We start from the raw sequence: 14,709 nt of genomic DNA on the forward strand, positions 1-14,709 counted from the left end.
GAAAAGTTCCTAAAAAACAGATTTTGGATGGTGGTATGTGTAATTATTTTTAGATGATGTTGCTATGGCTATCTTTCCCTACGAAACTTACCACAAAAAATCCCCGGAACGCCAGTTTGCTGTCGAATTGCTATGCCCTGATTGATCAAAGCCAGCAATTAGCGAAGCAGGTGTTTCAAAATGTGGTTTTTTGTGGCAGGCCCCGCATAAAGTTTTTCTCGCGCACGCACGGCGCCTGAAAAACGTTCAGGGCAAGGCAGCCATGGACGTTTTCTCAGGTGGCGTGGCGGTAGTGCGCCTGCACGCGTTCCAGATCTTCCGGCGTGTCCACGCCGGCGGCCGGGGCCGAGTCCGTGACGTGCACGGCGATGGCATAGCCGTGCCACAGCACGCGCAACTGCTCCAGCGCCTCGATCGCTTCCAGAGGCGACGCGGAGAGCGTGGGATACGTTTGCAAAAATGCATTGCTGTACGCATACAGGCCGATATGACGCAGCGGCACGTAGCCGGCCGGCAAGCTGTCTTTCGACTGCGCGAAGCCGTCGCGGTGCCAGGGGATGGTGGCGCGCGAAAAATACAAGGCGCGGTTTGCCTTGTCCAGCACCACCTTGACGACATTCGGATTGAAGGCGTCGACCACGTCATGCAGCGGATGGGCGCACGTGGCCATGGGGACGGCGGCGCTGATCTGCGCCGCGCAGGCGGCCAGCAGGGCCGGATCGATCAGCGGTTCATCGCCCTGCAGGTTGACGACGACGGCGTCCGGCGGCAAAGACAGCGTGCGCGCCACTTCGGCGATGCGGTCCGTGCCCGACGGATGGTCGCTGCGCGTCATGCACACTTCCACGCCGTGCGCGGCGCAGGCGTCGCGGATGCTGTCATGGTCAGTGGCGACGATGACGCGCGCGGCGCCAGACAAGGCTGCCTGCTCGGCCACGCGCACCACCATGGGCTTGCCGCCCAGGTCGGCCAGCGGCTTGCCCGGCAGGCGGGTCGAAGCCAGGCGGGCCGGGATGATGACGATGAACGCCATCGTTATTCCACTGCGTCTTGCAGGGTGCGCGCTTCGTCCGCCCACATGATGGGGATGCCATCGCGGATAGGATAGGCGAGGCGGTCGGCGCGGCAAATCAGTTCCTGCGCCTTCTTATCGTGTTCAAGCGGACCCTTGCAAACAGGGCAGACCAGGATATCAAGCAGTCGAGCGTCCACGACATTTCTCCACAATTTGTTGGGCCAGCGCGCTATCGATGCGCGCACTGACGGGGACGACCCACAGTCTCGGGTCATCTTTGAGATATTCAATTTGCGCACATTTTACTGCATCCTTCTCGGTGATCAAGATCACATCCGTGTCGAGTGCCGCAAATGGCTGGTCGAGAAAGTCGTGATGATCAGGCAGGGGCAGCTCGGCAAAACGCAATCCGGCGCCGCGCAGCATGCTGAAAAAGCGCTGCGGATTGCCGATGCCGGCCGCCGCCACGATGCGCCGGCCGCCGGCCGCCAGGGTCTCGAGCGGCATGCGTTCGCTGCGGTCCGTCAAGCGCTCAGCCACGCCGCCATCGAGCCGCATCTGAACCACCAGCCCGCCCTTGGGCGCGACCTGGTCCACCAGCGCCGGCGCCAGCTCGGGCGCATTGATCACCGTCACGTCACGCCGGCGGCGCGGCGATTCGCGCAAGGGGCCGGCCGGCAGCAGCCAGCCATTGCCCGCGCCGCGGCCGTCGAACAGCACGATTTCCACGTCGCGCCGCAAGGCGTAATGCTGCAAGCCGTCATCCGTGACGAGCACGTCGACGTCCGGGTGCGCGGCCAGCAGCGCCCTGCCCGCTTGCGCGCGGTCGCGCCCCACCATCACGGGGCAGCCGCCGCGCTGGAAGATCAGCAGCGGCTCGTCGCCCACCTGCTGCGGCGTGGAAGCAGCCGTGACGGCGCGCGGCGAACGGTCGGCGCTGCCATGGCCGCGCGAAATGACGCCCGGGCGCATGCCCGCGTCGCGCAAGGATTGCACCAGCCAGATCGTCAGCGGCGTCTTGCCCGTGCCGCCGATAAAGATATTGCCGACGACGACGACGGGCACGGGCAGGCGTGCCGATTGCAGGATGTTGGCGCGGTACAAAACGCGCCGCACGGCGCTCAGGGCGCCGAACAGCAGGGAAACGGGCCACAGCGCGCACGCCAGCGGGCCGCGCGACAACCAGGCGCGGGTCAATGTGGTTTCAAGCTTGGGGGGGGAGGATGTGGGCATGCGGTGAGGAGTAAAGGGCTGGGGTCTGACCCGCCGGGTCAGACCCCAATTATGTTGCCGGTAACGGTGGGAATTTACTTGCCGCCCGCCTGCGCCGCGAACGTCAGCTTTTCATAGCCGGCCAGGCGCGCCGCTTCCATCACGTGAATGACCATCTGGTGCATGGCGAATTGGTCGGCGTTGACCACGACCACGGGCGTCTGCGCGGGCGCCTTGCCGCCGTTGGCAGCCTTGGCCGCGTTTTGCAGGGCGTCGGCCAGGCCGGCCACGTCGCGGAACGATATGGGTTCGCGGTTGACCGTGTAATTGCCCTTGGCATCGATGGTGACGTCAATCTGCTGCGGCTTCTCCTTCGCTTGCTCGGCGTCGGCCGTCGGCAAGGTGATCTGCAGCTCCGTAAACTTGCTGTAGGTGGTGCTGACCATGAGGAAGATCAGGATCACCAGCAGCACGTCGATGAACGGGATCAGGTTGATTTCGGGGTCTTCACGCCCCTTGCCTTTGCGGAAGTTCATTTGCGGCCACTGTGGACGATGTCGACGAACTTGACGGCTTGCTGCTCCATGTCAATGACGAAGCTGTCGACGAGGGCGCGGAAATGGCGGTAGAAGACGAGGGTCGGCATGGCGATGGCCAGGCCGAAGCCCGTGTTGTACAGGGCCACCGAGATACCGTGGGCCAGCTGGGCAGGATTCGAGCCGCTGGCGTTTTGCGAGCCGAAGATCTCGATCATGCCCACCACCGTGCCAAACAGCCCCATCAGCGGGGCCAGGGTGGCGATGGTGCCGAGGGTCGTCAGGAAACGTTCCAGCGTGTGGGCCACGCCGCTGCCGGCCTCCTCGATCGATTCCTTCATCACTTCGCGCGGCGCGTCGACATTGCGCAAGGCGGCGGCCAGCACCACGCCCAGCGGCGAATTGTCTTCCAGCTTGGCCACCGTGTCCGGCGTGATCTTGCCGCTGCGATATACCTGCACCACTTCATCGAACAGCTTGCGGGGCAGGATCTTGGCGCGTCGCAAATACAGCAGGCGCTCGATGATCAGGGCCAGGGCGACGATGGAAGCGATCAACAACAGCCAGATGGGCCAGCCAGCGGCTTGAAATATAGCGAGCAAAAGAAACTCCTGGTAAAGGGAAGGCGATGGACCGCCCGGACAGCCTGTATTGTACCGAGCGCCGAAGACCGATGGCACGTGCGCGCAGGAATGGCGCAATGTAGCGCGTTGCCGCGCCGGCGGCAAGTGGTGCCTGCATGGTACTTGTCCACACGGCGCGGCGCGCCGGTGCTCCAGCGCACAGTTTTGCACACTTTGTGTGGATAAGATTGTGAGCAAGCATGAAGTCCAGCGCACAAGTCCTTGATTTACATAGGAATTATCGTGCTGCGCAAAATACAGGCATAGCAGCTTATCGACAGTAGTCAATGTCAATAAATTAATACTTGCAGAGTTCTGCACATTTACTGTGGACAAGATTGTGCGCAAAGCCATGGAATTCAATTAAGTCATTGATTTAAAAAGAAATTAAACCAATGCGTAAAAAAGTGGCAGACGGCGCGCAATCGGCGGCAAATGGGCCGTCAAAGTTCTGCACACAATCTGTGGACAAGATTGTGCGCAAGCGCAAAGATACGCGCTAAGTACATTGATTTATATCATTTTTATTGCCGTGCATAAAAATGTAGCAAGGGCTGGAAAGCACGGTTTTCAGCGTCACATTTCACTGCAAAAAGGCAGTTTCCCACGGCGAAAGCAGTTTCACACATAAAGTGTGGATAAGATTGTGAGCAAGCCGATTGACTCCATGCAAGAGCATTGATTTTAAAGGAGTTTTTTTCGATGCTGAAAAATAAGGCAGCGCAAGCACCTGCTCGCGCCGTGGAAAACTCCCGGAAAAAGCGAAACGGTTTATGCGGTTTTGCACATATTCTGTGGATAAGATTGTGAGCAAGGCGCACGGTCGAACGCTAGGCCCTTGATCTATATGGCTATTTTTATGCTGCGTAAAATTCAGGCAAGCCATGCCATGGGCATTCCGGTGGATAAATCCGCTGCCGCGCGGGAGTTCTGCACATTTTTTGTGGATAAGATTGTGCGCAAGGCCATGCATGGCATACTAAGCGCTTGATTCCTATGCACTTTATTTCCGTGCGCAAAAATGTAGCAAGGCACTTTTATTGGTATAAAGAGGCCTGCACGGCCACGTTTGTCCAAGGCAAAAAGTTCCGCACACTTTCTGTGGATAACTTTGTGCGTAAGTGGCAGGGGCTGCACTGATGTGCTTGATATTAAAGGATTTTTTCCCTGTGCACGCAAATCAGGCATACGGGAATTCATCATGAAATCAATTACTTAGAAATAGAACTTGTTGTTTTGCACGATATATGACATAAGCATGACCTCGCCGATAATATGTGGACAGTTCCCTTCCCGCTCCCAGCTTTATGATGACAGACACCCCGACTGACAGCGGCTTTGCCGCCCCGCCCGTGCTGACCGTCAGCGCCCTGAACCAGGCCGTCGCGCGGCTGCTCGAGCGCTCGTTCCCCCTGACCTGGATCGCCGGAGAGATTTCCAACTTCACGCGCGCCGCTTCCGGCCACTGGTATTTCACCTTGAAGGACGATGGCGCCCAGGTGCGCGCCGTGATGTTCCGCGGCCGCGCCCAGTACGCCGGCTTCACGCCGCGCGAAGGCGACAAGGTCGAAGTGCGCGCCCTCGTCACCCTGTACGGCGCACGCGGCGACTACCAGATCAACGTGGAAGCCATCCGCCGCGCCGGCGTGGGCGCCCTGTACGAAGCGTTCCAGCGCCTGAAGGAAAAGCTGGCCGCGCAGGGCCTGTTCGACCAGGAACGCAAGCGCGCCATTCCCATGTTCGCGCGCAGCATCGGCATCGTCACCAGCCCGCAGGCGGCCGCCATGCGCGACGTGCTGATCGCCTTGCAGCGCCGCGCGCCGCACGTGTCCATCATCCTGTATCCCACGCCCGTGCAGGGCCAGCAGGCGCCGGAAAAGATCGCGCACGCGATCCGCACGGCATCAGCCAGGGCCGAGTGCGACGTGCTGCTGGTGTGCCGTGGCGGCGGCAGCATCGAGGATTTATGGTCGTTCAACGATGAAGCGGTGGCGCATGCGATCGCCGATTGTTCCATGCCCGTGATCAGCGGCGTGGGCCACGAGACGGATTTCACCATCGCCGACTTCGCAGCCGACCTGCGCGCGGCCACGCCGACGGCAGCGGCCGAACTGGCGGCCACGCCGCGCGCCGACTGGATGGCTTCCCTGCGCGCCGACGCAACGGACTTGCGCCGCGCCATGCGCCGCCGCCTCGACGACGCGGCGCAAACCCTGGACCGCCATAGCCGCCGCCTGCTCAACCCGAAGGCGCAGCTGCAGCAGCAGCGCCTGCAGCTGCTGGCCCTGTCCACGGCCATGACGCATGCGGCGCGCGCGCCCGTGAACCAGTCGCAGTACGCACTGGAACGCCTGCGCAACCGCTGGGCCGCCTTGCGGCCCGACGTCACTGCGCCGCGCGCGCGCCTGGTGGAAGCGCAGCGGCGCGGCGGCGCGGCCATGGCGCAGCTGCTCAGCCAGCGGCGCCACCGCCTCGACGGCCTGGCGGCGCAGCTGGAGCTGTTGAATCCGCAGCGCACCCTGGAACGCGGCTACGCGATCCTGCGCGATGAAAAAGGAAACATCGTGCGCTCGCCGGCGCAACTGCAGGCGCGCCAGAACGTCAACGTGCGCCTGGCCGAAGGCAGCGCGCAGATCGGCATCGCCAGCGTGCAGGCAACGCTGGAATAAGCGCTGGCATAAAAAAGGCCGGGGGAGCTCCCCGGCCCAACACCTTCCCCTACTGAGTGGACTGCGACTGCAACTGCCCTTTCACACTACCCCATTTAAAACTTCATCGACACGCGCGCGCCAAACGTGCGCGGCGCGTTGTAGAAGGCGCCGTAGATCTGCTGCGTGGGCTGGCACGGCATGCCCACGTCCGTGCAGATTTCATTGACGTCCAGCTTGACCGCCTTGTCGGTGGCGTTCTGCACGAACGCTTCCACAGTGTACGCCTTGTTCGCCGGCTGAAAGCGCAGGCTCAGGTCCAGGGTCGTGTAGGCTTCCTGGCGCTTGACGCCCGCATGGCCCGGCACGTCGCCGTTGAACGCGCCCGCGCCCACGTACGACATGGTTTCATAATGCACCGAAGCGCGCGGCGTGAGCTGGCCGCCGGCCACCGTGAAATCATGCTCGTACTGGACGGTCGTGGAAAACTTCGGCGCATGCTTCATGGTGCTGCCGCCCACGTTCACCAATGGCGCCGTCGAGCCGCAGGACTGGCCATTCGCGCGCGCCGCATCGACGTCGCACGACATGAAGTCGTCATACACGGCTTTGAGCCAGGTGGCGTTGCCCGTCAGGCGGTCGACCTTCGTCGGCCGCCACACCCATTCCGCTTCCAGGCCCTTGACGGTGGCGCCAGCCGCGTTGAAGTTGGCCAGCACGCTGTTGACCACCTGCGATTCGAGCTTGTCCTTGTACTTCATCAGGAAGGCATCGAGGTTCAGGGTCAGTTCGCGGTTCAGCAAATCCGACTTGAAGCCGATTTCATAGCTGGTCAGCTTTTCCGGCTTGGTGGTGGCGCCGCCGTCGCCGATGGCCGGCGAATGGAAGCCCGTCGTCACGGAGCCGAACAGCAGAATGTCCGGACGCAGCTTGTACTCGATGCGGCCCAGCCAGGTGGCCTGGCCGTATTTCAGGTCGGCCGTATTGTCGCCCGGCGTATTGCCGCAGGCGGCGGCCGTGATGGCGCCGCCGGGCCCGATATTGTGCGTGTTGGCCAGGCCCGTGCCCGGCGTGACCAGCTGGCGCAGCTGGTCGGCAGTCAGCACGGTGGTGCCCAGCGGCGTGTTCGCGGGCCAGTTCGGGCAAGCCCAGTTCTGCCCGCCGACGTCGAATTTATGGTCTTTCGTGTAGCGCGCGCCGGCCGTCAGCTTGATCTGGTCCGTCAGCTGCTGGCTGACCTGGCCGAACACGGCTTTCGATTTGAGCTGGCGGTCGCCCTGGATGAAGGACATGGACGACGCATACTGGCCCACGGTGGGCTGCACGAAGATCACGGCGCCGTTGGCGATATCCTGCTGCACGGCCGCCTGCGAAATCTGGCTGCGGTCGATATCGAAGCGCACCTTGTTCTTTTCGTTGAACAGGAACAGGCCGGCCACCCACTGGAATGGCGCATCGTCGTCCGAGCGCGCCTGCAGTTCGTGCGAATAGCTGTCGAACTGCGCCCAGTCGGTGCGGTTTTCCGACTTGAAGCCGGGGAACAGGCCCGCATCGGCATCATTGCTGTTCTGGCGCTTGTAGCGGCTCCAGCTGCCCAGGTACGTGAAGTCCAGCGCATCCGTCGGCTTGTAATTGAGCTTGCCCTTGTAGGTCAAAATCGACTGGTCCAGGGTGCCCGGCGTGTCGATCAGGGCCGAGCGCAGCTTCTCGCCCGTTTTCGGTTCCGCCGCCAGGTAGACGTTGCCGGCGCCCTGGTCGAGGAAGTAGTCGGCGATGAAGGTGCCGCGCAGCTGCGGCGTGAACTTCCACAGCAGCGAGGCGCGCACGCCCATCTGGTCGCCGGCGCCATACTTGGCCGTGCCCGGCATGACGTTCGAGCCGCGGCGGAAGTCCACCGTGCCGTCGTGGCTATCCTTGATGGCGGCGATGCGCAGCGCCACGTCGTCGGAGAACGGGATATTGATCATGCCCTGCGTCTGCAGGTGGCGGTAGTCGCCGACGGTGATGCCGGCCGAGCCCATGAACTTCGATGTGTTTGGCGCGGCGGAGACGAGATTGACGGCGCCGGCCGTCGAATTGCGGCCGTTCAGGGTGCCCTGCGGTCCGCGCGCCACCTCGACGTGGCTCAAGTCGTACATCAGCGCCGTGGCGCCCTGGGGACGCGGCGAATACACGCCGTCGACATAGAAGGCGACGGCCGGGTCGCCCAGCTCCGTGTGGTTGGCCGAGCCCACGCCGCGCATGTAGACGTGCACGCCGCCCGAGTCGCCATGCTGCTCGACGACGAGGCTGGGCACCATCGTGGCCAGCGACGCCAGATCCTTGACCTGGTTGTTTTGCAGGGTGTCCTGGTTGAAGGCGGTGACGGCCAGCGGCGTCTCCTGCACAAAGGTATTGCGGCGCGTGGCCGTGACGACGATGCGGTCCATCTGTTCGGCTGCCGGTGGTTTTGCCGCGTCCGTGGCTGCAGCCTCCTGGGCCATGGCGGCGCCGCTGCCCAGCAAGATGAACTGGGCGAAGGTCGCATGCGCCAGGCTGAGGGCGATGGTATTGCGTTTGAGCTGTTGCATTGTTGTTGTCTCCTGTACCGCTGGTTGAATGATGATCACATAGCTCTTTGGCTATTGCTGCACATTTTTTGGGTGTCAATCTGAAGTCATGTCGCCTCCGTGCGGGGTCAATGGGTGGCCACGGCGCGCCCGGCCGTGTCGAACAGAAAGGCATGGCCTTCTTCCGGCGCGAAGCCGATGGCGCTGCCCTGTGCCAGCGCGTGGCGCGCCTCGCCGTGCAGCTTGATGGCCACCGCATGCGAACTTCCCTCCAGCGTCGCGTGGATGATCTGCGCATCGCCCAGCTGCTCGATCAGGGTCACCGTGGCGCCGTAGCCCTCGTTGCGCGGCACCAGGCGCAGGTGTTCCGGGCGTATGCCGACCAGCATGCCCGCCGCGCCGCCAAGCTGGCTGGCCAGGGCCGGGACGGCGGCGCACGGCAAAAAGTTCATGCGCAGCGCGCCGATGAAACCGGCCACGAACTGGCTGGCCGGATGGCGGTACAGGGCCAAAGGCGCGCCCACCTGCTCCAGGTGGCCGCCATGGAAGACGGCGACCCTGTCGCCGAGGGTCATGGCCTCGACCTGGTCGTGCGTCACGTAGATCATCGTCGTGCCCAGCTCCTGGTGCAGCTTGGCCAGCTCGATGCGCGTCTGCACGCGCAAGGACGCATCGAGGTTGGACAGCGGCTCGTCGAACAAAAACACCTTGGGCTGGCGCACGATGGAGCGGCCGATGGCCACGCGCTGGCGTTCGCCGCCCGACAAGGCCTTGGGTTTGCGGTCAAGCAGGTGCGTGATCTGCAAAATCTCGGCCACCTTGCCGACGGCGGCGCGCACTTCGGCTTCCGGCTGGCCCGCCAATTTGAGGGCAAAGCCCATGTTGTCGCGCGCCGTCATGTGCGGATACAGGGCGTAGCTCTGAAAGACCATGGCGATGCCCCGCTCGGCCGGTGCCACGTCGTTGGCCAGCAAGTCGCCGATGCGCAGCTGGCCCGCGCTGATGTCTTCCAGTCCCGCGATCATGCGCAGCAGGGTCGACTTGCCGCAGCCGGACGGTCCCACGAAGACCATGAATTCGCCGTCGTGGATATCGAGGTCCAGGCCCTTGACGATTTCCGGGCCGTCGCCGTAGGTCTTGCGGATGCCGCGCAGCGAGATGGCGGCCATCTCAGTGCTCCCCGGCCAGGACCAGCTGGGCCGGTGCGTGGGACGCGCGCTGCGCGGCAATGAAATCGCGGTACCACAGGGCGCTGTCCTTGAAACTGCGCTGCTGCGTGGCATAGTCGACGTACAGCATGCCGAAGCGCTTGGCGTAGCCCGAGTTCCACTCGAAGTTGTCCATCAGGCTCCAGTAGAAATAACCGCGCACGTCGATGCCCTGCGCGATCACGGCGCGCAGGGCGTCCAGGTGCAGCCGCACGTACTCGATGCGCGGTTCGTCGTGGATCTTGCCGCCGACGGGCTTGTCGGCGACGGCCATGCCGTTTTCCGTGATGTAGACGGGCGGCAGCCGATACTCGCGGTGCAGGCCCACAAGCAGTTCCGTCAAGCCTTGCGGATAGGTTTCCCAGCCCATGTCGTTGACACCGAGCTTGCATTCAGGCTTGCGCGGCGGCGTCTCGGCGCTCATGTAAGCGCGCGTGTAATAGTTCACGCCAAGGAAATCGATGGGCTGTTTAATATCGATGAAATCGTTTTCAAAGATAGCCAAAGCAGAAGCGTCGGCGTGTTTCAGGGCCAGGGCCGGGTAGCGGCCCTTGAAGATGGCGTCCATATACCACTGCACCGAGCGCGCATATTCGAGTTCGGCCAGTTCGCGGTCCTGGGCGCTGTCGGTGGCCGGCGTGGCCGTCCATTGATTGAGCACGATGCCCAGCTTCGCCGGCGCATTCACCGTGCGCATCGCCTGCATGGCCAGGCCGTGCGACAGCAGCAGATGGTGCGACACTTGCACGGCGGCGGCCGGATCGGCCATGCCGGGCGCGAACTGTCCCGTGCCATGGCCCAGCACGGCCGTGCACCACGGCTCGTTGTGCGTGGCGATGCTGGCGACCTTGTGGCCGAAGCGGCGCGCCACCTCGGCCGCGTAGGCGGCGAAGTGATAGCAGGTGGCGCGGTTGAGCCAGCCGCCCTCGTCCTGCAAGGCTTGCGGCAAGTCCCAGTGGTACAGGGTCAGATGCGCATCGAGACCCTTCGCGGCCAGGGCGTCGAGCAGGCGTGAGTAAAAATCAAAGCCGGCCTCGTTCCAGGCGCCGGAACCCGCAGGCTGCACGCGCGACCAGGACATGGAAAAGCGGTAGGCGTTGACGCCCAGGCTGGCGATCAGCTCTACATCCTCGGCGTAGCGGTGGTAATGGTCGCAAGCCACGTCGCCATTGCTGCCGTCGATGATCTTGCCGTCCGTGTGGCTGAAGGTATCCCAGATGGACGGGCCGCGGCCGTCGATGGCGGCAGCGCCCTCGATCTGGTAGGCGCTGGTGGCCACGCCCCAGGTGAAGGTGGCGGGGAAGTTGGTGTCGATGTCGTCGTTATGCATGGTGGTCATGTCAGTGTGAGGGGTTGAGATAAATGTGTGGATCAGCCTTTGACGGCGCCTTGGGTCAAGCCTTCGATCAGGCGCTTCGAGGCGACAAAAAACATCAGCAGCAGCGGCAGCACGGCGATGGCCGCGCCCGTCATCAGTGCGCCCCACTCCGTGTTGTTCGGCGCCTGCATGCTGCGCAGGGCCAGCGGGATCGTGTAGTTCTCGACCGAGCGCATGACGACCAGCGGCGTAATGAAATTGTTCCACGAGTTGATGAAAGTGATCAGGCCCAGGGTGCCCAAGGCAGGGCCGATCAGCGGCAGCACGACCCGCCAGTAGATGGCGAATTCGCCGCAGCCGTCGATGCGCGCCGCCTCGATCAGGTCCTTCGGTATCGCCGTGCCGATGTACTGGCGCATCAGGAAAATCCCCAGCGCGCCGGCCGCTCCCGGCACGTACAGGGCGCGCGGCTGGTCCAGCCATCCGAGGAAATCCATCAGCATGAAGGTCGGGATCATGTTCATGAACGACGGGATGATCATCGAGGCCATCACCAGCGTAAACAAGGGCCGCTTGAAGCGGAATTCGTACATGGCGAAGGCATAGCCGCCCAGCGAGCAAAAGAACAAAGTCAGGGCGGTGGTCATCAAGGCCACGTACAGGCTGATGCCGATATTGCGCCAGAACGGCAGGCGCTCCTGCAGCAGTTCGAGGTTGTTCAGCAGGGCCGTGCCGAACCAGCGCGGCGGCGGCAGGCTGTAGATCTCGGCGCTCGTGTGCGTGGCGAAGACGAACATGAAGTAGAACGGCGCGACCATGATCAGGGCGCCGATGGCCACCATGGCGTAGGCCGTCCAACGCGTAGTTTTCATCGGGCCTCCTTGCGTTCATGACGTTCATTGCGGCTGAAGATGCGGTTATTCACCCAAGTGGTGCTGGCGATGATGAGGAACAGCAGCCAGGAAATGGCCGACGCCGTACCGAAGTCGCCTGAGGAAAACGCCGTCTTGTAGACGAAGATGGCCGTCGTCATCACGGACTGGCTTACGCCGCTCGATTCGGCCACCAGCACGAACGGTTCCTCGAACAGCTGCAGATTGCCCATGATGGTCAAGGTGACGGCCAGGTAGATCATGGGGCGCAGCTGCGGCAGGGTGATGTACCAGAACTGCTGGCGTTTCGAGGCGCCGTCGATGGTGGCCGCTTCATATAAATCCTTCGGTATCACCTGCAGCGCGGACAGGTACAGCACCAGGTTCCAGCCCAGGTAGCGCCAGAAAATCACGAAGGCGACGGCCGGCTTGATGAACAGCGAGCTGCCCAGCCAGTCGATGGACTCTGACGGAAACAGGCTTCCCACCAGCGGCAGGCTGGCGCACCACTGGAGCAGCACATTGATCTGGCCGTAGTCGCGCGAGAACAGGGTGTTGAAGACCATGGCGATGGCCACGCTGGAGGTGATGAACGGTAAAAAGTAAATGCCGATCACCAGGTTGCGCGAGCGCTTGAAGCTGTTGTGGATGAACGCTGCCAGCGGAATGGCGACCAGGTGCTGCGGCACGCCCGAGGCCAGCGCCAGCCACAGCGTATTGCCCAGCGAGCGCAAGAACCACGGGTCGCTCAAGGCGTATTTGTAGTTTTCCAGGCCCACCCACTGCATGGCTTCCACGCCGCTGGCCGCTTCCCACTGGTTGAACGACAGATAGATGGAAAACAGCAGCGGGAACAGGCTGAAGACGGCGAACAGGATGAAGAAGGGGCTAATGAAAATATATGGCGCCCACTGCTTCATGTTGAAACGCTTCCTGGCGCGCCGCGCCGGGACGGCGGCGCGCTCGGTACAAGGCATGGAGGTAGTCATGCTGCTCCTAGCGCCGCGCGCGGTGGGTGATCAGGGCCTTGGCGTCGGCCAGGGCCGTCTTGATATCCTTGTTTTGCGCCAGCACGCTTTCCAGTTCCATGTTGACGATGTCGCGCGCCACGGCGTCGAACTTGTCGACGCGGATGACGGGAATCTTCGCCGCCGTGTCGCGCGCCAGCAGGCGCGTCTTCTGGCCGCCGAAATACGCTTGCGGCTCGTCCATCATCGGGTCCGCATATGCCGCTTTCAGGGCGGGGAAGGCGCCGATCTCTTTCAGCGAGTGCAGCTGGATATCCTTGTTGACGGTCATGAACTTGATGAATTCCCAGGCCTGGATTTTATTCGCGGCCTTTTTCGGGATGCCGTAGAAGGAGCCGCCGTAGGACGCCAGCGCGCCGGCCGGCAGGTTGGCCGCGCGCCACTGGCCCTTGGAATCGGGTGCCAGCCATTTGGCCAGGTGGCCGCTGAGCCAGGAACCCATCATCTGGCTGGCCACCTTGTCGCGTTTAAAACCTTCGGCCCACTCGCCCGTCCAGGCCACGGTGCGCGCGTCGATGCCAGCGATCCTGGCCGCCTTCGCCAGTTCGAAGGCCTTGACGAAACGGGGCGAGTCGACCAGCACCTGACCCTTGTCGCCAAAGTAAATGCCTTCGCCATCCTTCAGATTGGCGCGTATAACAATGTCGGCCAGGTCGCTGGCGCCGGCCAGCAGATAGGTGCCCGTGGCGGCCTTGAGCTTCTTGCCGGCGGCGATGTAGGACTCCCACGATTGCGTCAGGTCGGCTTCCTTGATGCCCGCCTTGTCCATCAAGTCCTTGCGGTAGAACAGCGTACCCGGTCCCAGGTCGGCCGGCATGGCACCCAGGGTGCCGCGCGAACTGGTCGCCTGCACGAAGGTGAACGGCACGAACTGGGCGCGGTACTGCCCTGCCCCGTATGGCGGCTGCAGCAAATCCTCCATGCCCTTCGACTCGGCGAAGCTGCCCACGTAGCGGAAGTCGATGGCCATCACGTCGGGCAGGCGCGCGCCGGCCGCCAGCGCCGTCGTCATCGAGTTATGGTGGTCGTCGATCTGCAGGCTGACCAGCTTGACCTTCACTTGCGGGTACAGCTTTTCCCACAGGGGCAAGGCCGTCTTCACGGCGCGGTCCAGGTCGGGGAACGAGGCGACGGTAATCGTGGCCGGGGCCAGCGCCGGCAACGGTGCGGCCGGCGGGACGGCGACGGGCGCGGCGGCCACGCCACAGGCCAGGGTCAGCGCTACCAAAGGGGCGGCGCCAAGGATGCTTGACTTCATTATTTCATCTCCGATTATTAAGCGTCTTCTATCTTGAAAACGTTTTCACAACATGTGTCCATTTAACACCGCAAAGAAAATCAAGTCAACCGAAAAAGTTGTCATTTTTATTGAGGGTAACGTGGAAAACTGAACGCCGTAGCGTGTGTTCTCCTATGAAAAAGGCGAAAATACAAACTGTCGAGACGCTGTTGTTTTTTGTGAAAACGTTTTCAAGCGTAGGTCGGATTAGCGTTTCAACGCGTAATCCGACAATATTGTTGGCGGCAGAGGCATGTTCCGGCGCATTGCTGGCCGTGATGTGTCGGGTTACGCCCGCAGGGCTAACCCGACCTACGCCGACCTACCCCTAGCGACAGCCCCCTGCGGGCATTTATGGTAATCTTTCGATGAAAAGGTTTTCAGAGCACTGACGACCAGCCATCTTGACACCCAGGAACCG

Annotated in this window: 13 protein-coding genes; 2 read left to right on the forward strand and 11 right to left on the reverse strand. The window is 62.5% G+C overall.

Annotated features, from left to right (window positions below; genetic code table 11):
- Positions 1-274: 274 nt before the first annotated feature.
- From kdsB to AC1RBA_RS15220, 5 genes are all read right to left on the reverse strand, one after another.
- Positions 275-1,033 carry a 3-deoxy-manno-octulosonate cytidylyltransferase gene (gene kdsB, locus AC1RBA_RS15200; RefSeq protein ID WP_492418905.1) on the reverse strand — a complete coding sequence of 253 codons (759 nt, stop codon included), beginning with the start codon at positions 1,031-1,033 and terminating at the stop codon, positions 275-277.
- A 2-nt stretch (positions 1,034-1,035) separates the two neighbouring features.
- A complete protein-coding gene (locus AC1RBA_RS15205; protein WP_010395789.1) occupies positions 1,036-1,212 on the reverse strand; it encodes a Trm112 family protein in 177 nt (58 codons plus the stop codon).
- On the reverse strand, positions 1,193-2,248 hold the full coding sequence (lpxK, locus tag AC1RBA_RS15210; RefSeq protein ID WP_492418907.1) for a tetraacyldisaccharide 4'-kinase: 1,056 nt from the start codon (positions 2,246-2,248) through the stop codon (positions 1,193-1,195). Before lpxK ends, AC1RBA_RS15205 begins: the two co-directional genes overlap by 20 nt.
- A gap of 74 nt (positions 2,249-2,322) precedes the next feature.
- A complete protein-coding gene (locus tag AC1RBA_RS15215) occupies positions 2,323-2,763 on the reverse strand; it encodes an ExbD/TolR family protein (RefSeq protein WP_121668760.1) in 441 nt (146 codons plus the stop codon).
- A complete protein-coding gene (locus AC1RBA_RS15220) occupies positions 2,760-3,365 on the reverse strand; it encodes a MotA/TolQ/ExbB proton channel family protein (RefSeq protein WP_070224614.1) in 606 nt (201 codons plus the stop codon). The genes AC1RBA_RS15215 and AC1RBA_RS15220 overlap by 4 nt, the downstream gene beginning before the upstream one ends.
- A gap of 880 nt (positions 3,366-4,245) precedes the next feature.
- Between AC1RBA_RS15220 and AC1RBA_RS15225 the strand changes: the two genes are divergently transcribed.
- Positions 4,246-4,377 carry a hypothetical protein gene (locus AC1RBA_RS15225; RefSeq protein WP_268993996.1) on the forward strand — a complete coding sequence of 44 codons (132 nt, stop codon included), beginning with the start codon at positions 4,246-4,248 and terminating at the stop codon, positions 4,375-4,377.
- Between the two features lie 316 nt (positions 4,378-4,693).
- Positions 4,694-6,055 (forward strand): exodeoxyribonuclease VII large subunit, encoded by a 1,362-nt coding sequence (gene xseA / locus AC1RBA_RS15230; RefSeq protein ID WP_492418909.1) that lies wholly within the window; start codon positions 4,694-4,696, stop codon positions 6,053-6,055.
- A 95-nt stretch (positions 6,056-6,150) separates the two neighbouring features.
- Here xseA and AC1RBA_RS15235 read toward each other — a convergent pair whose 3' ends face one another.
- From AC1RBA_RS15235 to AC1RBA_RS15260, 6 genes are all read right to left on the reverse strand, one after another.
- Positions 6,151-8,604 carry a TonB-dependent receptor gene (locus AC1RBA_RS15235; protein WP_492418911.1) on the reverse strand — a complete coding sequence of 818 codons (2,454 nt, stop codon included), beginning with the start codon at positions 8,602-8,604 and terminating at the stop codon, positions 6,151-6,153.
- Positions 8,605-8,711: 107 nt separating this feature from the next.
- Positions 8,712-9,752 (reverse strand): ABC transporter ATP-binding protein, encoded by a 1,041-nt coding sequence (locus AC1RBA_RS15240; protein WP_492418912.1) that lies wholly within the window; start codon positions 9,750-9,752, stop codon positions 8,712-8,714.
- A gap of 1 nt (position 9,753) precedes the next feature.
- Complete coding sequence (locus AC1RBA_RS15245; protein ID WP_099410404.1) at positions 9,754-11,130, reverse strand: GH1 family beta-glucosidase; 1,377 nt, start codon at positions 11,128-11,130, stop codon at positions 9,754-9,756.
- A 32-nt stretch (positions 11,131-11,162) separates the two neighbouring features.
- On the reverse strand, positions 11,163-11,981 hold the full coding sequence (locus AC1RBA_RS15250) for a carbohydrate ABC transporter permease (RefSeq protein ID WP_492418915.1): 819 nt from the start codon (positions 11,979-11,981) through the stop codon (positions 11,163-11,165).
- Entirely contained in the window at positions 11,978-12,970 is a 993-nt protein-coding gene (locus AC1RBA_RS15255) for a carbohydrate ABC transporter permease (RefSeq protein WP_492418916.1), read from the reverse strand. Before AC1RBA_RS15255 ends, AC1RBA_RS15250 begins: the two co-directional genes overlap by 4 nt.
- A gap of 7 nt (positions 12,971-12,977) precedes the next feature.
- Positions 12,978-14,267, reverse strand: coding sequence for an ABC transporter substrate-binding protein (locus AC1RBA_RS15260; RefSeq protein ID WP_492418918.1), 1,290 nt, complete (start codon positions 14,265-14,267; stop codon positions 12,978-12,980).
- Positions 14,268-14,709: the final 442 nt, after the last annotated feature.

This window comes from Janthinobacterium sp. GW823-FHT03B06, from assembly GCF_058796955.1.